The following is a 17,619-nucleotide window of genomic DNA, read 5'->3' as shown; positions in this document are numbered from 1 at the left end:
CTTTGGTGCGTGCGAATACTGCCTTCTAGTACTCCGGAGATACAGATTCGGTAGCGCCTGAATAGTCGTCGGTTTCAGAGTAGTCGTAATCAGGCATTGACTCGTTCGGAGAATCTGGCCAGTCCGCCTCATCCGGCTGATACTCGGGTGGATCATAGTGGCAAAGCTCCGCATATTCCTCAGGGAATTCGTATCGACCGTTCGGATTACCGCACACGCCTTCAGCGCGTGCGGAACGGCGATGGGCGGGTGTGTCACACAGCTCTGTAGGTTTTTGGGTTCCATCCGAAAAAGTTCCGAGAATGGTGAGGTTCCCCGGATCGCAATACAGCAACTCCGGCTCCGCTGCCGCAGCCTGGGGTTGGGTTTCCGGCTCAGGAGCAACGCTTTCTGCAGGTTCTTCGGTCATGCTCTCTTCGCTGCTGGTGGTAGAAGAAGTGGTGGTTGAAGAACTGGAGGTGCTGGAAGAAGAGGTTGCGGAGGAACTCGTGCTCGTCTCTGGGGACGGTTCAGAATCGGGCGAGGAGCATGCAGAGAGGATGAGAGTAAGTGCAGCGCCCAAAATTAAGGCAGGGGACTTGCGGGGCATGAAGGGGCCTTTCGGAGAGTGAGCACGGTGTGTGCTGGGGAGAAGAGGTTTCTCCATAGATTAGTTCAAGGCTGTGGCACTGGTGGAAATTGGCCGTGAACTTATCGGAGATCTTGACTCTGTGGGCTATTATTGCGGGTAATGAGTTCTGATTTTGATGCACAGTTTGATGCGGCATTCGAGGGCCTGCCAGAAGACCCTGATGATGTCGTGCTGGAAGGCGCCGAGAATACGGCAGCCCCGCTTGATTATTCCCAGTACACCGATACCCCGGAGGGATTCCGTTCGGGCTTCGTATCCTTCGTGGGACGCCCGAATACCGGCAAATCCACGCTGACTAATGCCCTGGTGGGGCAGAAGATTGCGATTACCGCGGACCAGCCGGAGACCACCCGCCACACCATTCGCGGCTTGGTGCACCGCGATGATGCCCAGGTCATCGTCGTAGATACGCCGGGCCTGCACCGGCCGCGCACCCTGTTGGGCGAGCGCCTCAACGAGGTAGTCAAGGACACCTACGCCGATGTAGACGTTATTGGCCTGACCATCCCGGCCGATGAAAAGATCGGCCCGGGTGACCGCTGGATCTTGGAAAACGTGCGCTCCATTGCGCCAAAGACCCCGATCATCGGCATCGTTACCAAGCTGGATAAGGCCAGCAAGAACCAAGTAGGCGCGCAGCTTCTGGCCCTGCATGAGCTGCTTTCCCAGGATGACCCGAATGCGGTAGTCATCCCGGTCTCCTCCAAGGAGGGCATGCAATTGGATGAGCTCGTGCAGGTCATCGTGGATCACCTGCCAGAAGGCCCGAAGTTCTACCCGGATGATCACATCACCGATGAGGGCCAAGAAAAGCGCATCGAGGAACTCATTCGTGAGGCCGCCTTGTCCGGTTTGAAGGCGGAGCTGCCGCACTCGGTGGCGGTGCAGGTCGATGAGATGCTGCCGTCGCGCACTCGTGAGGGCGTGCTGGATATCCACGCCATTTTGTACTTGGAGCGCCCGGGGCAAAAGCGCATCATTGAGGGCAAGGATGGCCTGCGCTTCCGCCGCATTGTGGGCAATGCCCGCAAGGAGATTATTAAGCTGCTGGGCCAAAACGTGTACCTGGACCTGCGTATCAAGGTGTTAAAGAACTGGCAGTCGGATCCGAAGTCGCTGGGCAGGCTCGGTTTCTAAGCGGATATGCGCGAGAACTATCGTGACCGCGCAGTGGTCATCCGCACCTATGATTTTGGCGAGGCCGATCGCGTCATCGTCCTCCTCACTCGCGATCATGGCCTCGTGCGCGCGGTGGCTAAAGGCGTGCGCCGGGCAAAGTCGCGCTTTGGTTCGCGCCTGCAGCTCTTTGTCAACCTTGACGTCCAGCTATATGTGGGCAAGAACCTAGCTACCATTTCCCAGGCGGATACCGTCGACTATTTTGGCGCGCGCCTCATTGAGGATTATGAGCGCTATACGGCCGCGTGCGCGGTCCTGGAATCGGCTGAGCGCCTTGCTTTTGCTGACGCCGCCCATGACCCTTATCTCTACGAATCCGTCATCGCTACCTTTGCGCAGTTGCAGACGGCGGATCCAACGATGGCGTTGGATACCTTCTTATTACAGGCGATGGCGCATGCCGGCTGGGCGCCGAGCCTCTTTAACTGTGCACAGTGCAACAGGCCGGGCCCGCACCACGCCTTTCACCCGGCGGTTGGTGGGGCGGCGTGCCACGAATGCCGGCCGCCGGGCGCTGCCGAGGTAGACCCGGAAACCTTGCACCACCTGTGGCTTTTAGCGCACAACCATCCGACGAACCCCACGAATGCACAAAAGCAGGAGGGGCACCGCTTGGCGCGGGCGCACCTGCAATGGCATATGGAGCGCAATGTTTCCGCATTGCAGGTTATGGAGCAGTAGAATATAGCCCGTGATTACGCCAGACCCGAACCGCACTTTGACCCCGCCGAATATTCCGGACGAGTTCATGCCGCGCCACATTGCGCTGGTCATGGATGGCAACGGCCGTTGGGCCCAAGAAAAGGGCATGAAGCGCACCGAGGGGCATAGGCGCGGAGAAGCCGTGCTCCTTGACGTCGTCGATGCCTGCCTTGCCGCCGGCGTTCCCTACCTTTCCGCGTACGCGTTTTCCACGGAAAATTGGCGCCGCAGCCCGGAGGAGGTCCGCTTCCTTATGGGATTTAACCGCGACGTGTTGCGCCGCCAGCGTGAGTGGCTCAATGAACGCGGCGTGCGCGTGGTGTGGGCAGGCCGCCGCCCGCGTTTGTGGCGCTCGGTTATTAAGGAGCTCGAGGCCGCCCAAGAGCTGACCAAGGACAATACCAAGATGACCTTGGCCATGTGCGTGAACTATGGCGGTAGGGCAGAGTTGGTAGATGGCTTCCGAGACATCGCCAAGCAGGTTGCCGCAGGCGAGCTTAACCCGCGCGATATTAAGGAAGAGACCATCACGCAGCACCTTTATGACCCAGGCATGCCGGATGTGGACCTCTTCCTGCGCCCGTCCGGTGAGAAGCGCACCTCTAACTTCCTGCTGTGGCAGTCCGCGTACGCGGAGATGATTTACCAGGACAAGCTCTTCCCGGACTTCACTCCGGAGGATCTCTTCGCCGCCATTGAGGAATACGCGCGGCGCGACCGCCGCTTCGGCGGCGTTAAAAAGTAGCGCGCAGCGTGATTATTTCTCGGGGATGAAAATATCCTCGATGCGGCAGGAAAAATGGCGCGCGATCTGAAATGCGAGGGGGAGTGAAGGATCGTAGCGCCCTTTTTCAATACTGAGGACCGTTTGGCGCGAGACACCTAGCTCCGTAGCTAAGCCCTGCTGCGAGAGATCTTGGCTCTCGCGAATCTCTTTTAGCCGGTTGTCCATGATTTAGCTCGCCGCCCGCTTGTGGGCAAAGTAGCTAATGCCAAAGGTACAGCTGACAAATACTCCCAAGATGATGGTGAGCATGGTGCCGGAAACCTGGAATTCCCAGATGGAAGAGGCTATACCCAATGCGCCTGTGGCGATGAGAATGGCGTGCAGGGTGTTTTCGGAAGCCTGGGAATACCAGTGGGCTTCGATGGAATTTTCTGGGTCGGGTGTCGCTCCGCGGATGGTGGACCGATCCACCATGAAAAGCCAGCTAGCGGAGATAGCAACAGGCAGGAGGCACAGTGAGTACACGGCAAACGCTAGCCAGGGTGAATCATCGTGCACAAACGCGGCCATGAGGGCACCGGCGGCCGCTGCGATGTCCGCGCCTGCAGCCACGGACAAAGTAATGAGCTTGGTTTGCGTGCCGCCGAACTTAGGGCGGCCAAAGCGAGTGGTCTGCATAGGAACCTCCTGTAGTAAGCGCTTGTAAAGCGTGCTTGACACACACTATATGTCAAGGGACCTTTACTGTAAAGGAGGCTTTACTGTCACGGTGGTAAGCAAAGAAAAACCTCAGGCTCTGGAAGTTGGAGTCTGAGGTTAGTGGAGTGGCTTCGCGAGGAAGCGCGAGCGCGTTTAAGTGGAAGCGGCGCAGTCGCTGCAGATGCCAAAGACCTCGGCATCGTGGCCGGTGAGCTCGAAGCCGTAATCCTTCGCCACGGAGGTGGCCCACTTTTCAATGGGGCCGCCATCGATTTCCTCGGTGCGGCCGCACTTGGTGCATACCAAGTGGTGGTGATGGGCATCGGTCTCGCAGTGGCGGTAGAGGGTTTCGCCGTTGGGCATGTGGAGCGCGTCTACCGCATCGATATCGGTCAGGGATTGCAGGGTGCGGTACACGGTGGTCAGGCCCACCTTTTCCTGCCGCTCTTGGAGCTCGTGATAGATCTCCTTGGCGGAGGCAAATTTCTCCATGTCCCGCAGCACCTCAACAACCGCGGTGCGCTGCTTGGTATTGCGCGCGCCTAGTTTGGGAATACTGTCGTGTAAAGCCATGACCGCAATTTTATCAATTCTTTTTCAACAACCGCATAGCACGGCGGCTTTATATGCAGGGTGAGGGTCTAGGAGGCGATCTTGGCGGCGTCGGCAAGCAGGCCCAAAACCTGCGGGGCAATGAGAGAGTACGTAACCTCGCGCCCGCTGCGTTCGGAATCAACGATGCCGGCCTGCTTGAGCACGCGCAGGTGCTGGCTGATGAGTGGCTGGGACTTGCCAGTAGCCTTGACGAGCTCGTGCACAAAGTGATCGCGCTCGGCCAGGCGAGAGATGATTGCGATGCGTAGGGGCGAATCGAGGGCAGCGATCACGCCGGCGGCCGCGGAATTATTAAGGGCCGTGTCAGTGGTCGTCATAGGGAAAAGTCACCTTCAATTCAATACCTATTACCTGTCGGTCACTCTTATATTACCCGATGCGTTGAATAACTCGGATATATTTCAAATTAAATTCATGCCCCAATCCCACCACGGTTGGGCGCTTCGAGTTAGACTGAACGAGATTGTCAAGACTGTCCCCTACCAGAGGAGTCCGAAAACTAATGGCATCCGTCATCGATACCGTTGTAAACCTGTGTAAGCGCCGCGGCTTGGTCTACCAGGCAGGTGAAATTTACGGCGGTTCCCGCTCCGCGTGGGATTACGGCCCTCTTGGTGTAGAGCTCAAGGAAAACATCAAGCGCCAGTGGTGGCGCCACATGGTGCAGTCTCGCGCAGACGTCGTGGGCGTGGACACCTCCGTCATCCAGCCGCGCCAGGTCTGGGTGTCTTCCGGACACGTTGAGGTCTTTTCTGACCCGCTGGTGGAATCCCGCCATACCGGCAAGCGCTACCGTGCCGACCACCTCATTGAGGCCTACGAGGAAAAGCACGGCCACGAGCCGGAAAACGGCTTGGCAGATATCAATGACCCAGAAACCGGCCAGCCGGGCGATTGGACCGAGCCAAAGGCCTTCTCCGGCCTGCTCAAGACCTTCCTAGGCCCAGTGGACGATGAGCAGGGCCTGCACTACCTGCGTCCAGAGACCGCGCAGGGAATCTTCGTCAACTTCAAGAACGTGATGACCTCCTCGCGCATGAAGCCGCCGTTTGGCATTGCGAACATTGGTAAGTCCTTCCGCAACGAGGTTACCCCGGGCAACTTCATCTTCCGTACCCGCGAGTTCGAGCAGATGGAAATGGAGTTCTTTGTCAAGCCGGGCGAGGATGAAGAGTGGCACCAGTACTGGATTGATGACCGCTATAACTGGTACGTGGACCTAGGCATCAAGGAAGAAAACCTGCGCCTATACGAGCACCCGAAGGAAAAGCTCTCCCACTACTCCAAGCGCACCGTGGACGTGGAGTACGCCTTCGGCTTCAAGGGCTCCAAGTGGGGAGAGCTGGAAGGCGTGGCCAACCGCACGGACTATGACCTGTCCGTGCACGCCAAGGGCTCGGGCGAGGACCTGTCCTACTATGACCAGGCCAATGACGAGCGCTGGATCCCGTACGTCATTGAGCCAGCCGCCGGCCTGGGTCGCTCCATGATGGCCTTCCTCGTGGATGCCTACGATGAGGAAGAAGCTCCCAACGCCAAGGGCGGCACCGATAAGCGCGTGGTCCTTCGCCTAGACCGCCGCCTGGCACCGATCAAGGTGGCCGTGCTGCCGCTGTCGAAGAAGGAAGAGCTCTCCGAGCCGGCCCGCAAGCTGGCCGATAAGCTGCGCGCCTACTGGAACGTGGACTTTGACGTTTCTGGTGCTATCGGCCGCCGCTACCGCCGCCAGGATGAGATCGGCACCCCGTTCTGCGTCACCTTCGACTTCGACACCCTCGAGGACGATGCCGTAACCGTGCGCGAGCGCGACACCATGGAGCAAGAGCGCGTGAAGCTCGATGACCTCGAGGCTTACCTCGCCTCTCGCCTGATTGGGTGCTAGAAATGCATTACACCAGCTGGGATCGCTCCGACCGCGCAAAACCCGTGCTCTTGGCCGAGGAAGGCCCAGAGCAGCTGGGCGTATTCTCGGAGCATTCCGCGGAGGTGGACGGCCACTTCTGGCGCACCGAGGTCAGTGATCTCGGCGCCTCTGCCACGCTTGCCGACGGCGCCATTTACCGCCTCGCCGGCCGCCCCGGCCGCGATAAGCGCTTGGAAGCATCGCTCAACGGCCGCACGTTTACCTTCATCAACGAAAACAGCGGCGACTGGATCATCGATGACGTTGACAATGAAAAGGTAGGGCAGTTCTCCTCACGCAACTCCGGCGTGCGCAAGGCCATCCTGGAATTCGAGCACGATGCCGAGGGGCTTTCCACCGCCGAAATCGCCGGCCTAAGCTGGTTTACCCGCGTCATCCTGGATGCCACCACTCAAGGCAAAGCCTGGGCCTGGATCATCACCTTGGTCCTAGCGTCCATCGTTGCCCTCGCCGCGCTATTTATCTTCTAATGACTGCGCAGTGGACCTGGCGCGCGAGCGCGCTTACGGACGCCGACGGCAACGAGCTCGCCTCCGTGCGTGACGGCGTGCTTGCCACCGCGGCCGGCGAGCGCCTCTCTGTGGAATCCTCACTGGATTCCGCCTCCCCGCGGTTCTTTCTGCGCGCGCAGACCGTAGCGGGCGAAGAGTTCTCGGTCTCCCAGTCCGGAATCACCGTCACTCGCCTGCGTGCGACCTGCGCAGACCGCGAGTACCTGCTGGAGCGCCGCAACCCCTTCCGCCGCGAGCGCCGCATCGTGGCCCGCGGCACCGGCGCCGAGCTTGCCAGTACCGCGCCGGCCGGCGACGGACTGCGCGTGAGCGTGGGCGAGCTGCCTGAGCTTGACGCCATGTTTTTGAGCTACGCCTGCGCGCTTCTCGATGCCACCCCGCGCACCCTGCGCACCTAGGCCCAGGGCCGCCCGAGCCGGGCTAGGGCGGCAGATGGGTCGCTAGAAGGCGCCGCCGCGGAAGCCGCCTCCGCCGCCACCTCCGAAGTCTCCGCCGCCAAAGCTTCCTCCACCGAAGCCGCCGCCGAAGCCGCGGCCACCGCCGAGCATCTGGCCGAGGACAACGCCGGTGACGATGTTATTGGCGGCATTGCCCATCTGCTGGCGCTGCTGACGGCGGCGGTGCTCGTCGATGTCCTCCTTGGCGCGCTGCAGCGCCGCCTGGGCCGCGGCCACAGCCTCGCGGGAGGACTGCAGCGCGGCGCGGATATCGCTGCGTTCGGTGTGGAGGGCTTGGGCGTGGAGGCGTTTGGCGTCGGCAAGCGCGGTGCGCGCACCCGAGCCAATGATGCGCCCGCGGGAGGAAATGAGATCCTCTGCGGCCTGGATATTGGATTCCGCCACGGAAATCTGTTGGCGGAAGAGATCCAGCTGGCGCGCGTGCGTGGAGGTCTTCTCGCGCACGCGGTCGAGCGCCTCATCCAGCTGGGTATCGATAGAGGTCAGCGCGGTGTGCTGGCCCAGCGGATCCTGCTGGCCGTGGTCTTTGGCCTCGTTGACGGTGGTGCCGGCGCGGCCGAGGAGATCCTCGAGGGCGTCCCAATTCGCGGTGGTTCCCTGAGCCTTGCCTTGGCGCTCGAGCTCGCGGGCCTCGTCGATTTCCCCCTCGACCTCGGCGATGAGGGACTCGAGGTTGCCGCGGGCGGTGGCGATATTTTCCTCGGCGTTTTCCACGCCGGAAATGAGGCGATCGGTCATCTCGCAGGCGTGCTCGATATCGCGAATAAGTCCCACCAACGGGCCTTGCTGGCCGGCCGGCTGTTCTTGGACCTTCCGGGCCTTGTCTAAAAGCTTTTCGGCCTCATCGAGGGAAGCGGCGGCAAGCTCAGGGTTATCGGCAATGGAGGAGAGCACGTTCTCGTCATAATTGCCCTTCAATCCTGCCAGCGTGGACTCGGCCTCCGGAAGGCGGGCGCGCAGTCCCACGGTGCGCTGGGTGAGCTCATCCAGCTTCTCATCGGAATGGATGAGCAGATCGCGCATCTTGGCAAACTCTTCGGCCTGCGCATCCAAGGCGTCATCGGCCTGGCCGCAGGAGGAGACGATTTCTACCAGCATTTGGCGCCGCTCGGCCGGGGACTCTGGCACGGCATCATCCAGGCGCTGGCGCAGGTGGAAGGCCTTTTGCAGGGTAGAGGTGGAGTGGTTCATGGCCTTGGTAAACGGGCGCACGCGCTCTGGGCCGAACTCGGAGAGCGCGATATTAAGCTCCTCTTTGCCGCGGCGGATGGACTCATCGGTAGAGACCAGTTCTTCCTGGGCCAGTTGGTCCAGGGTTTCCAGCGGCAGGCGGCCCAGCTGATCGGTATCGCCTGGGGCGATCTCGCGGGCGGACTCCAGCGTCTGCGCATTATTCTTCTTGGTATTGCGGCGCGAGTAGTACATGATTCCGCCTCCGGCGGCGACGATGGCGGCCGCGCCACCGCCTAACCACGCCAGGCCGGAGGAGTCGGAGGAATTGGAGGTGGGGGAGTTGCCCAAGGCGGCGTCGGCAAGGGCGAGGGCCGAAGCACCGTACTCATCGCTGGCCAGCTTGTCATAGGCGGCGTCATACATCTGATCCAACCGGCCCTTGGGCCATGCATTGCCGGTCTGTACGCCCATCTTGCGGTCATTAATGGATAGCGCATAGACCGCGGAATTCGGTCCCTTGTCCTTGACCGCCGCTGCGGCAAAGGTTTCCGGATCCGTGCCCAACTCATCGGTGATGTAGACAAAAAGGGTTCGGTGCTCGTCTTTTTGCAGCTGGCCAATCTTCTCCCTGAGCTCGGCCTTTTCTTGGGTGCTTAATACTCCTGCGTCATCGGTAACCTTTTCCGTGAGGGTCGCCGTACCGGTGCCCTGCGCCACGGTGGTGGTCTCGGCGGCGAAGGCAGACCCCGCACCGATGGAGGTGCAGCCCAAAATGAAAGCGGCAATGGCCGCGCGGCCCAAACGTGCACTCAAATTCATGCCCACCACTTTACCGGCTCCACCTAGCCCGGTGCGGGTAGTGTAATGGGGCAGTGAGGTACGCAATTGTTTTAGGAACCGCCCAATACGACGGCCGCCCGTCTCGCATTTTGGCCGGCCGCCTGCGCCACGCCGGTGAGCTAGCCACGGCCGAGGGGCTGGACGTCATTACCGTGGGCGGCAAGCTGCCCGGGGACAGATTTACTGAGGCCGGCGTCGGGCGCACCTACCTGCGCGAGCACTTCCCCCACCTAACCGTGCATGCGGTGCAGGAGGGGATGGATACCCGCAGCTCCCTTAGCGCGGTCAAGGAAGCCTTCGCGCTTTCCGACGCCACCATCATCACCGATCCTCTCCACCGCCTGCGCACCGCACTCATCGCCCGCCAAGAGGGGATCAAGGCCACCGTGTCCGGCACGCCCTATTACCCGGCCGCGCGCTTTTCTAAGCCCTGGTGGCGCTACCTTGCCCACGAAACCGGTGGCGTGGCCTACGCGCTGATGGCCGGGCTGCTGCCCGCTCACGGTGCCGCGGCGCTGCGCAATGGTTTCTACCGCGTGGAGCAGGTGCTGCGCCCGAATCAGAAGCTGCGGCATCAGATGATCCAGCGGGAAGAAGAGAACTTTTGATCGCTTAATTAAGAAATTCCTCATGATACTCTGTACCCTGGCGATACCTTTCAAAATAAGAGAATTTTCTTATTTACTTACGGGGAGCCGAGGAATAACACCCAGCCATTATTTGGTGATCGTTGAAATGCTACGGAGCATCAGGAGGAGAGCGTGCTTAAGCTGCAGGACCTATCAGTGAAATTAAGTAGGAAAAGCAGACCGCTCTTCTCTATCGACTCCGTGCACGAGCCAGGTACACTTACTTGGATTCGTGGGGCCTCAGGTTCCGGCAAATCTACACTGCTCCGCGTAATCTCTGGGCTCCAGAAGCCGTCATCGGGGACCGTCGACCTATTCGGAAATGATTTGTGGAACTCTTCTGCTCAAAGCAGAGACAAGTTTCGAGCAAAGTCGATGGGAATCGTGTTTCAGGATTCCGGCGTAGTGCCGTGCTTGACCATCGACGAGAATCTTTCCTTTGCTCAAGGGTTGAGTGGGGACGATGTAACCTCGGACGATAATCTTTCTCTCCTAGCTCAACTGGGCATGAGCGAATATCGTGGCGCCCTCCCGCATGAGCTGTCAGGAGGGCAACGTCAACGTGCCGCCATCGCTACAGCACTGTCTAAAATGCCACAGCTTATATTGGCAGATGAACCGACGAGCGCGCTAGATGAGGAAAATGCATATTCCGTACTGCGCTACCTGCATAGCTATGTAAAGGAAAACCGTGCAATCGCTTTGGTTGTCTCCCACGATGATCGCTTAGCGCAATTTGCTGATCGGGTCTTGGAAATCGGAGGTTAACTGGTGAACTTTCGCACTGTGGAATCGAGGATCCGCAGAAGCACTTTCATAGAGAGTATACCGTTGCTCGCTACATCGTTTGTGCTCATTTTCTTTGTCAGCTTGTTGGTTTCGACTGTAGCTGCAGACGAGGTAGAGGAATCTATGTCAATGGGGCTGATGTATTCAGCTATCATCTCCACAGTCCCTTTTGCTGTCGCCCTCAAGTACTGTATTCGACATGTTGTGGAGGGTAGACGCCACCACTATGAGGCTCTTCGCTTATTTGGGCTACCACTAAAACGAATTCGCCGAGTGCTATTCCTTGAACTAACCGTTGTTTATGCCTTCTTTGCGGTCATTAGTGCAATACTGGTTCCAGCGTTGATGAAGCCAATCTTCTTGGTTTTGTATTCGGGGTTTGGAATTGAATTTCCCCAGGGCCTTCCTTCACCATTGCTCGTAGCACCATTTTCGTGGTGCATGATTAATCTTCTGAGCTTCATTCCCTTCCGGCAAGAAACGAAAGCTTTGGAAGACATAAGCCGAGGCCCAACGCGTAGAGAATCAATACCAAGTAACCCGCGAGCTGCAGAACTTCTCCGATATCCGTTGGGGATAACAGCATTTGTCGTGTTGCTAAGCGGATTCGTCGCAATGCCTCACGCGACGCCCGCTAGTAAATGGCCGCTAATTTTTGTCTACTGTGTTCCTCTACTGGTTAGCGCTGCTTCTGTATTCATATATGCAGTTACTCTTTACATCGTTGAGTATTTCGCGCTGAAGTTTAGAGGATGGAATCCTCCGATTCTGGGAGTCCGATACGCGCGGTCATTTATCGCCAATACCGTTTTGCGGGTCTCCTGCATTTTTGTCATGCTTCCCATCATTCTTTTCATCACGAATGATTCGGCACTTTTCTCCGCTAGACAAGCATTAGCTGACAACGTAAAAGACGTGTACGTAGGAGCGCCGAAGGCCGGACAAACGGGTAATACGGCGGATGCTGAGAGCATTTGTCAGACCTACGCAGAAGACTGTCTAGGCGTCCTTAGCTGGGTGCCCGCTGTCGAGGACTCTAAAGAGCTTCAGCCTTCCAGCATGGAAACGGGTGCTGTCTTTGCGTTGGTGGGTGATCGGGATGAAACAGTAAATGCTTTGGTCAACGACCAACCAGTAGCCGAGAAGCAACCCCGATCGCCCTTCGATCAGACTTGGATGCGTCCATGGGATAAAACTTTTAATTCTGAGTTAGATTCCGAATGGGGAGGAACCGAAAGAGAAGCCGGAACCTATGCGGTAGCTGTATTTTCGAAGGAAATAGAACTTAGCGATGCTCAAGAAATGGAAGTCGTAAGCGCTAAACAATGGGCCGAAAACCTACCTTCAACGTTGTTTTACGGACCAAACGGTACGGGTACGAGCGAGTTTATTCCGTTGTTTGCCTACGTAATTGTTGGGGGAGCAGTTCTCATCTTCGGACAGGCCTTGGCGCAGCAAGGTCGACTCATTCGCTTTGCTAAGGCCATTTGGGAACAAGGAGTCTCAGTTGGAGAAGCACATAGAAACAGGAAGCTAGCCAATTGTCTACCCTCGGCTTTTGCAGTGGCTTTGTCATTAGGGGCAGCCGGCCTTCTAAGCACGTATATGGACTCCCAGATCGCGCATAAGCTTGTCCTTCATTTCCCGAGTGTTCCTCCCGGCCTCATCCTATTCTTGGTAGTAGTCGTTGGAGCGGCTGCGATTGGCAGCAACTTTGTGAAAGGTCCGCAGGCCGTTAATGGCTAGGCGGCCACGTTGCTCACCCAAAAGACCAGTTCGCGGAATAAACTTTAGGCCGTGTCCTATTCTTATTCCGCCGCCGACTTTGCCCGCCTGGCCGATGAAAAGCCGAAGGGCTCAGCCTTCCACAATGTGGAGGAACACCGCGGGGTCTTTGCTCGCGATCGCGCCCGCGTGCTGCACTCGGCGGCGCTGCGCCGGCTAGCGGATAAAACGCAGGTCGTCGGCCCGCGTGACGGCGATACCCCGCGCACCCGGCTTACCCACTCGCTGGAGGTGGGCCAAATCGCGCGCAGCATTGGTGCTGGGCTCGGCCTCGATCCCGATCTGTGTGACATGGCCGGGCTTACCCATGACATCGGCCACCCGCCCTACGGGCACAACGGCGAGAACGCGCTCAACGAGGTCGCCCTCAACGGCTTCGAAGGCAACGCCCAGACCCTGCGCATCCTGACCCGCCTGGAGCCCAAAGTCATCGTGGACGATGCCCACGGCCAGCCACAGAGCTTTGGCCTCAACCTCACCCGCGCGGCCCTCGACGGCGCCTGCAAATACCCCTGGACCAAGACCAATCCCGATGGCACCACCAACCGCAAGTACGGCGCCTATGACGAGGACGCGGACCTTTTGGACTGGCTGCGCGAGGGCCATACCGATAACCGCAAGTGCATCGAAGCCCAGGTCATGGACTGGTCCGATGACATCGCCTACTCCGTGCACGATGTGGAAGATGGCATCATCTCCCAGCGCATCTCTTTGAACGTTCTGTGGGATTTGGTGGAGCTGGCCCAGCTGGCGGAAAAGGGCGCCAAGGCCTTCGGCGGCACCGCTGATGAGCTCTTGGAGGCGGCCGATAGTCTGCGCAACTTAAGCGTCATTAACGCCATCGGTGACTTTGACTATTCCTTGCGCGACTATGCCAACCTCAAAAAGATGACCTCGGAGCTCGTGGGCCGCTACGTCGGCGCGACTGTTGGCGCCACCAGCGAGGCCAATGCCGATCTCATCGCCTCCAATACCCTTGGCCGTATGCATGGCGATCTCGTCGTACCCAAGCAAGCCGAAGCCGAGGTCAAGCTGCTCAAAACCATCGCCGTCCTCTACGTCATGGACGAGCCCGCCCACCTCGCGCGCCAAGACCGTCAGCGCGAGCGCATCTACCGCGTCTATGACTACCTCGTAGCCGGCGCCCCCGGCTCCCTCGATGCCACCTTCCGGCTGTGGTGGGAGCAGGCCGATACCGACGCCGCCCGCGACCGCGCCATCATCGACCAGATCGCCTCCATGACCGAGTCCCGGCTCGAGCGCCTGGCCCGCCGGAGCGCGGAGCTGTCAGGGTTTTTGAGTTAGAACAAGCCTGGACTGGGCTAAGTCTGCGAGGAACTCAGTGTCCTATCGCGCTTGAATGACCGTACTGGAGAGCCACCGTTTCAGCTCGGGCATATCTCTATGCCTAAACAATGCGTAGCTATTTAGCCTGACTGCCCTGTTTCTTTCACCCTTTTCTCTGTATTTAGCCGCGATCTAACTTGAAAAGGAGAAGGGAAATAATTCCTAGCCAAAAACATTTGAATCGCGTTCATTTTGGCGTAACTATTCCGACAACTTTACGTAAATCAGCCGGCCTACTCTTAGTCCCATTCGCTTCCACTATGACTGGACGCGAACTCTCTCCCATTTACTAAGTATCAAGGAATTCTCGTGTCTCAACGACGTTTTTATAAGGCCGCTCTGATTACCTCCATCAGCCTGGCCGGTTCGAGCCTAGTGGCTCCCGCATTCGCTTCTGCTCAATCCCTGCCTCAAGCAGATATCTTCGATATGGCCCTCGACAATGGGACCATCACCAACTCCGCCTCCGAAACCGAGCCGCTAACCATCGGTGCGCCTTCAGTTGCACAGGACAGCGTGCTCGAGCGCCCTGTCGCTCAGTTCGACGGCCGCAAGGATGCTGTCGGCTTTGATATCGGAGATAAGTTTGACCAAGTCAAAGACGGATTCACCGTGGAGTGCGTCTTCCGCTATGACGGCGACTTTGACGGCAACGAAAAGAGCCTGTGCGCTAATAAGGAAGCCGGTGGCTGGGCTATGGTCATCTATGGTGACCAGCTGACCTTTACCGTTAATGCCAACGGCGGTTATAAGAAGGCCCAACAGAAGATGGAACCGGGCCAGTGGTATCACGCGGTCGGCGTATTCGATGGCCACAAGAATGAGCTTTACGTCAACGGTGAGAAGGTCGCCGAGAACACCGGCGCCACCGGTGATATCAAGAAGCCGAAGAGCAATTCCACCGCAGTGATGATTGGCGCTGATTCCGGCCCAAATAATAGCGCCCAGTTCTACTCGGACGTGGCGGTTAGTGAAGCACGCGTCTTCTCCGATCCGCTCAGTGCACAAGACGTGACGGCACTGTATGAGGACTCAAACCTGAGCACCGACAAGAAGGCAGAGATCACCAGCTCCACCCCGAGCGCCGGTGATCACCTAACCAGCCCGGTATCCTTCGATGTCGCGGTAAATGATGAAGCTCTCATTTCCCGTGAACTCACCTACACACTGGATGGTGAGGAGATTGAGCGTGGGCAGGAGATCGGCACTGGCCTGAAGGAAGGCAACCACGTCATCGAGGTTGAAGGCCACGATGTTTTTGGCAACCAAATCTCGCAGTCCATCGATTTCACTTCCGGCAACCTACCGGGTGCTGCCGGAACCGATTCCACTCCTACCAGCAACGGAGCAACCATCTCGGCCCGCGCGGAAAACCCGAGCGGTGGGGACGTGGAAACCACCTTCACCGAAGCCGATGTCAGCGTAGCGGAGAACGGCTTCCAAGGAACCTTTAATGAAATCCCGGAAGAGCTGGATTTTGAATATCAGGATGGCGAGGACTTTGAGAAGTCTTTGACCCCGTCCAACGAAGAGGCACAGAAGTCTGCTTCTACCGAGAACATGCCATTCCAGCGCTTTGATCTAACTATCAAGGACGCAGAAAAGGAGACCCACGACCTTGCCTGGTCCGGTGCAGTAGATCCCAAGCGTGCTGTTCGCCTCATGGCGTGGAATACCAAGACCTCTACGTGGGAAAAGCTTGCGGAGTCTCGCGGTGTATCCGACGATCAAGTCAGCCTGAGTGCGCAGGTTAACAATGACTTTGTCGATGGCGATACCATCCACACCATGGTGGTGGGCTATGACGTTTTTGCCGATGACCTCAATGAGCCCGTCAACGAGGAATTCGCAGACGCCAACGACTATGACTTTGCTATTGCGCACCATACCGATACCCAGTACCTCTCCGAAGGCGCGGTAGAGAAGGCCACGGCCGAGGAACGCAAGAAGTGGGAGGAAGGCTATACCGCAGTTACCAAGTGGATTGCAGATAACGCAGAAGAGCGCAAGATTGCTTACTCTGCACACACCGGCGACCTCATTGAGAACTGGCGCGTAGCAGGCGAGGACCGTGCCAACGCTAAAAAGGAATTCGAGGTGGCGTCCAAGGCACAGAAGAACTTGGAAGATGCAGGTGTGGTCAATGGCGTGCTTCCGGGCAACCACGACAACATCAGCGGTGAAGATGTTGGTGCGGGCAACCTGTACAACGAGTACTTCGGCCCAGAGCGCTACGAGGCACAGCAGGGCAAGGGCAATTGGGCCAAGGAAGATGCTTCGTACCACCCTTATGCTGAGGGCGATAACGACAACCACTATGACCTCTTTACCACCAACGGAATGGACTTCATCGCCCTGCACTTGGGCTATGATGTCACCGAAGAAGAGGCAGCCTGGGCCGATAAGGTGCTCAAGCAGTACCCGGAGCGCAATGCCATCGTGCTCACCCACGCTTACCTCAAGCCATCCAATAGCCCTGACGGCCGCAACTCCGACTTCTCCCACGATGGCGTGATGGTTTATGACAATGTGATCAAGAAGAACCCGAACGTTGCTTTGGTCCTGGCGGGGCACGAGCACGGCGTATCCATTGTCACCCGCAAGGATGTAGGCCATACCAATAACCACGTGACCGAGCTACTGGCGGACTACCAGTTCTACGAGGTGGGCTCCGATGAGCTGGGTCTGACTGAGACGGGCAAGTACGACGGCGATACCGGCCTTCGCTTCGGTTCCAGCTACCTGCGTCTGCTGCAGTTTGACCTGAAGAACAATGAGATGGTGGTGGATACTTACTCACCGTTGCTGGATGACCACAACGCCACCGAGTACGACGACCGCCAGCGCTATAACGGCCACGAGGATGAATTCCGCGTACCCATCCAGTTCAAGACGCGCAAGACCAATTTCGAGACCAATTCCATGGTTGCGTTGACCGATACCGGCAAGGAAATTGGTAAAGACACCGCCAAGTCCGGCTGGCCTACGAGCACGATCTACAAGGACCTTAAGGCTGGTGAGACCTACGGCTGGTATGCCACGACTGCCGACGCCTCTTCTAAGGACGCCAACAAGCGCGGCATCGTCCGCCAGTTCGGCGTCTTCACCGCGCAGGAAAACACTGCGGATAACGCGGCTCCTGAGCTTGTGGTCCCCAGTGAGAAGCTCACCATCTCCCAGGGCGCAGAGGCTGATCTCACCAAGGGTGTGAGCGCCAAGGACAAGGAGGATGGTGATCTCACCGATAAGGTGAAGGTTATCGGCAGCGTGGATACCTCCAAGCCAGGCACTTATTCGGTGACCTACGCCGTCACAGACTCCGCTGGAAACCAAGCTCTAGCTTCTCGAGTCGTGGAAGTTACCGCAACTGGCGGCAGCCACAACCCAGGCAGCAGCTCCAGTTCTGATTCCTCTTCGAGCAGTTCCAGCTCGAGCCAGGGAAGCTCCCACCGCGTGCTCCCTGCCATCTTTGGCGCCCTTATCGGTGCCGCGGGTGCTACCGGGATTATCGCGGGCTTGCTGAACTACTTCGCCCCGGAGACCATCCAGAAGCTAAAGCGCGCCCTCGGGCTCTAGTTCGCATGGCATCTTCGCTGGCGTTAGACAAAT

Annotated in this window: 18 protein-coding genes; 12 read left to right on the top strand and 6 right to left on the bottom strand. The window is 58.3% G+C overall.

Annotated features, from left to right (window positions below; genetic code table 11):
* Positions 1 to 25 precede the first annotated feature (25 nt).
* A complete protein-coding gene (locus L8V01_RS03115; protein ID WP_269945682.1) occupies positions 26 to 409 on the bottom strand; it encodes a hypothetical protein in 384 nt (127 codons plus the stop codon).
* On the opposite strand from L8V01_RS03115, the gene L8V01_RS03110 reads away from it, so the two are divergent.
* The 4 genes from L8V01_RS03110 (at position 408) to L8V01_RS03095 (ending at position 3,257) form a co-directional block, all read left to right on the top strand.
* Positions 408 to 611, top strand: a complete 204-nt coding sequence (locus L8V01_RS03110) for a hypothetical protein (RefSeq protein ID WP_269945681.1) — start codon at positions 408 to 410, stop codon at positions 609 to 611. The genes L8V01_RS03115 and L8V01_RS03110 overlap by 2 nt on opposite strands.
* Before the next feature lie 119 nt (positions 612 to 730).
* Positions 731 to 1,768, top strand: coding sequence for a GTPase Era (era, locus tag L8V01_RS03105; protein WP_269945680.1), 1,038 nt, complete (start codon positions 731 to 733; stop codon positions 1,766 to 1,768).
* Positions 1,769 to 1,774: 6 nt separating this feature from the next.
* On the top strand, positions 1,775 to 2,491 hold the full coding sequence (gene recO / locus L8V01_RS03100) for a DNA repair protein RecO (protein WP_269945679.1): 717 nt from the start codon (positions 1,775 to 1,777) through the stop codon (positions 2,489 to 2,491).
* A 10-nt stretch (positions 2,492 to 2,501) separates the two neighbouring features.
* The gene (locus tag L8V01_RS03095; RefSeq protein ID WP_269945678.1) at positions 2,502 to 3,257 is read left to right on the top strand and encodes an isoprenyl transferase; all 756 of its coding nucleotides are present in this window, start codon (positions 2,502 to 2,504) and stop codon (positions 3,255 to 3,257) included.
* A 12-nt stretch (positions 3,258 to 3,269) separates the two neighbouring features.
* Here L8V01_RS03095 and L8V01_RS03090 read toward each other — a convergent pair whose 3' ends face one another.
* The 4 genes from L8V01_RS03090 to L8V01_RS03075 all read right to left on the bottom strand — a co-directional run bounded on the left by L8V01_RS03090 (position 3,270) and on the right by L8V01_RS03075 (position 4,870).
* The gene (locus tag L8V01_RS03090; RefSeq protein WP_269945677.1) at positions 3,270 to 3,464 is read right to left on the bottom strand and encodes a helix-turn-helix transcriptional regulator; all 195 of its coding nucleotides are present in this window, start codon (positions 3,462 to 3,464) and stop codon (positions 3,270 to 3,272) included.
* A 3-nt stretch (positions 3,465 to 3,467) separates the two neighbouring features.
* Positions 3,468 to 3,917, bottom strand: a complete 450-nt coding sequence (locus L8V01_RS03085) for a hypothetical protein (protein WP_269945676.1) — start codon at positions 3,915 to 3,917, stop codon at positions 3,468 to 3,470.
* Between the two features lie 174 nt (positions 3,918 to 4,091).
* Positions 4,092 to 4,511 carry a Fur family transcriptional regulator gene (locus L8V01_RS03080; RefSeq protein WP_269945675.1) on the bottom strand — a complete coding sequence of 140 codons (420 nt, stop codon included), beginning with the start codon at positions 4,509 to 4,511 and terminating at the stop codon, positions 4,092 to 4,094.
* A 68-nt stretch (positions 4,512 to 4,579) separates the two neighbouring features.
* Entirely contained in the window at positions 4,580 to 4,870 is a 291-nt protein-coding gene (locus L8V01_RS03075; protein ID WP_269945674.1) for an ArsR/SmtB family transcription factor, read from the bottom strand.
* 185 nt (positions 4,871 to 5,055) lie between these two features.
* Between L8V01_RS03075 and L8V01_RS03070 the strand changes: the two genes are divergently transcribed.
* The 3 genes from L8V01_RS03070 to L8V01_RS03060 are packed head-to-tail and all read left to right on the top strand — an operon-like array spanning position 5,056 to position 7,387.
* Positions 5,056 to 6,435, top strand: a complete 1,380-nt coding sequence (locus L8V01_RS03070) for a glycine--tRNA ligase (protein ID WP_269945673.1) — start codon at positions 5,056 to 5,058, stop codon at positions 6,433 to 6,435.
* 2 nt (positions 6,436 to 6,437) lie between these two features.
* Positions 6,438 to 6,947 carry a hypothetical protein gene (locus tag L8V01_RS03065; RefSeq protein ID WP_269945672.1) on the top strand — a complete coding sequence of 170 codons (510 nt, stop codon included), beginning with the start codon at positions 6,438 to 6,440 and terminating at the stop codon, positions 6,945 to 6,947.
* Positions 6,947 to 7,387 carry a hypothetical protein gene (locus L8V01_RS03060; RefSeq protein ID WP_269945671.1) on the top strand — a complete coding sequence of 147 codons (441 nt, stop codon included), beginning with the start codon at positions 6,947 to 6,949 and terminating at the stop codon, positions 7,385 to 7,387. The genes L8V01_RS03065 and L8V01_RS03060 overlap by 1 nt, the downstream gene beginning before the upstream one ends.
* Before the next feature lie 42 nt (positions 7,388 to 7,429).
* Here L8V01_RS03060 and L8V01_RS03055 read toward each other — a convergent pair whose 3' ends face one another.
* Positions 7,430 to 9,439, bottom strand: coding sequence for a TPM domain-containing protein (locus tag L8V01_RS03055; protein ID WP_269945670.1), 2,010 nt, complete (start codon positions 9,437 to 9,439; stop codon positions 7,430 to 7,432).
* Between the two features lie 53 nt (positions 9,440 to 9,492).
* On the opposite strand from L8V01_RS03055, the gene L8V01_RS03050 reads away from it, so the two are divergent.
* The 5 genes from L8V01_RS03050 (at position 9,493) to L8V01_RS03030 (ending at position 17,586) form a co-directional block, all read left to right on the top strand.
* Positions 9,493 to 10,068, top strand: a complete 576-nt coding sequence (locus L8V01_RS03050) for a YdcF family protein (protein ID WP_269945669.1) — start codon at positions 9,493 to 9,495, stop codon at positions 10,066 to 10,068.
* A gap of 153 nt (positions 10,069 to 10,221) precedes the next feature.
* On the top strand, positions 10,222 to 10,857 hold the full coding sequence (locus L8V01_RS03045) for an ABC transporter ATP-binding protein (RefSeq protein WP_338081038.1): 636 nt from the start codon (positions 10,222 to 10,224) through the stop codon (positions 10,855 to 10,857).
* Between the two features lie 150 nt (positions 10,858 to 11,007).
* A complete protein-coding gene (locus tag L8V01_RS03040; protein ID WP_269945668.1) occupies positions 11,008 to 12,624 on the top strand; it encodes an FtsX-like permease family protein in 1,617 nt (538 codons plus the stop codon).
* A 51-nt stretch (positions 12,625 to 12,675) separates the two neighbouring features.
* Positions 12,676 to 13,968, top strand: a complete 1,293-nt coding sequence (locus tag L8V01_RS03035) for a deoxyguanosinetriphosphate triphosphohydrolase (RefSeq protein WP_269945667.1) — start codon at positions 12,676 to 12,678, stop codon at positions 13,966 to 13,968.
* A gap of 351 nt (positions 13,969 to 14,319) precedes the next feature.
* On the top strand, positions 14,320 to 17,586 hold the full coding sequence (locus L8V01_RS03030; RefSeq protein ID WP_269945666.1) for an immunoglobulin-like domain-containing protein: 3,267 nt from the start codon (positions 14,320 to 14,322) through the stop codon (positions 17,584 to 17,586).
* The last annotated feature ends 33 nt before the right edge of the window (positions 17,587 to 17,619 follow it).

The organism is Corynebacterium curieae (genome assembly GCF_027570035.1).
GTDB classification, from domain to species: domain Bacteria; phylum Actinomycetota; class Actinomycetes; order Mycobacteriales; family Mycobacteriaceae; genus Corynebacterium; species Corynebacterium curieae.
Note: the sequence above shows the minus strand (reverse complement) of the source record. Positions and strands in the feature narration are given on the sequence as shown.

What these genes read in the sequence shown, in the direction of transcription:
- L8V01_RS03115 (WP_269945682.1), bottom strand. Translation starts at nt 409, where the DNA reads ATGACCGAAGAACCTGCAGAAAGCGTTGCTCCTGAGCCGGAAACCCAA.
- L8V01_RS03085 (WP_269945676.1), bottom strand. Translation starts at nt 3,917, where the DNA reads ATGCAGACCACTCGCTTTGGCCGCCCTAAGTTCGGCGGCACGCAAACC.
- L8V01_RS03065 (WP_269945672.1), top strand. Translation starts at nt 6,438, where the DNA reads ATGCATTACACCAGCTGGGATCGCTCCGACCGCGCAAAACCCGTGCTC.
- era (WP_269945680.1), top strand. Translation starts at nt 731, where the DNA reads ATGAGTTCTGATTTTGATGCACAGTTTGATGCGGCATTCGAGGGCCTG.
- L8V01_RS03090 (WP_269945677.1), bottom strand. Translation starts at nt 3,464, where the DNA reads ATGGACAACCGGCTAAAAGAGATTCGCGAGAGCCAAGATCTCTCGCAG.
- L8V01_RS03055 (WP_269945670.1), bottom strand. Translation starts at nt 9,439, where the DNA reads ATGAATTTGAGTGCACGTTTGGGCCGCGCGGCCATTGCCGCTTTCATT.
- recO (WP_269945679.1), top strand. Translation starts at nt 1,775, where the DNA reads ATGCGCGAGAACTATCGTGACCGCGCAGTGGTCATCCGCACCTATGAT.
- L8V01_RS03075 (WP_269945674.1), bottom strand. Translation starts at nt 4,870, where the DNA reads ATGACGACCACTGACACGGCCCTTAATAATTCCGCGGCCGCCGGCGTG.
- L8V01_RS03110 (WP_269945681.1), top strand. Translation starts at nt 408, where the DNA reads ATGCTCTCTTCGCTGCTGGTGGTAGAAGAAGTGGTGGTTGAAGAACTG.
- L8V01_RS03070 (WP_269945673.1), top strand. Translation starts at nt 5,056, where the DNA reads ATGGCATCCGTCATCGATACCGTTGTAAACCTGTGTAAGCGCCGCGGC.
- L8V01_RS03060 (WP_269945671.1), top strand. Translation starts at nt 6,947, where the DNA reads ATGACTGCGCAGTGGACCTGGCGCGCGAGCGCGCTTACGGACGCCGAC.
- L8V01_RS03040 (WP_269945668.1), top strand. Translation starts at nt 11,008, where the DNA reads ATGGGGCTGATGTATTCAGCTATCATCTCCACAGTCCCTTTTGCTGTC.
- L8V01_RS03080 (WP_269945675.1), bottom strand. Translation starts at nt 4,511, where the DNA reads ATGGCTTTACACGACAGTATTCCCAAACTAGGCGCGCGCAATACCAAG.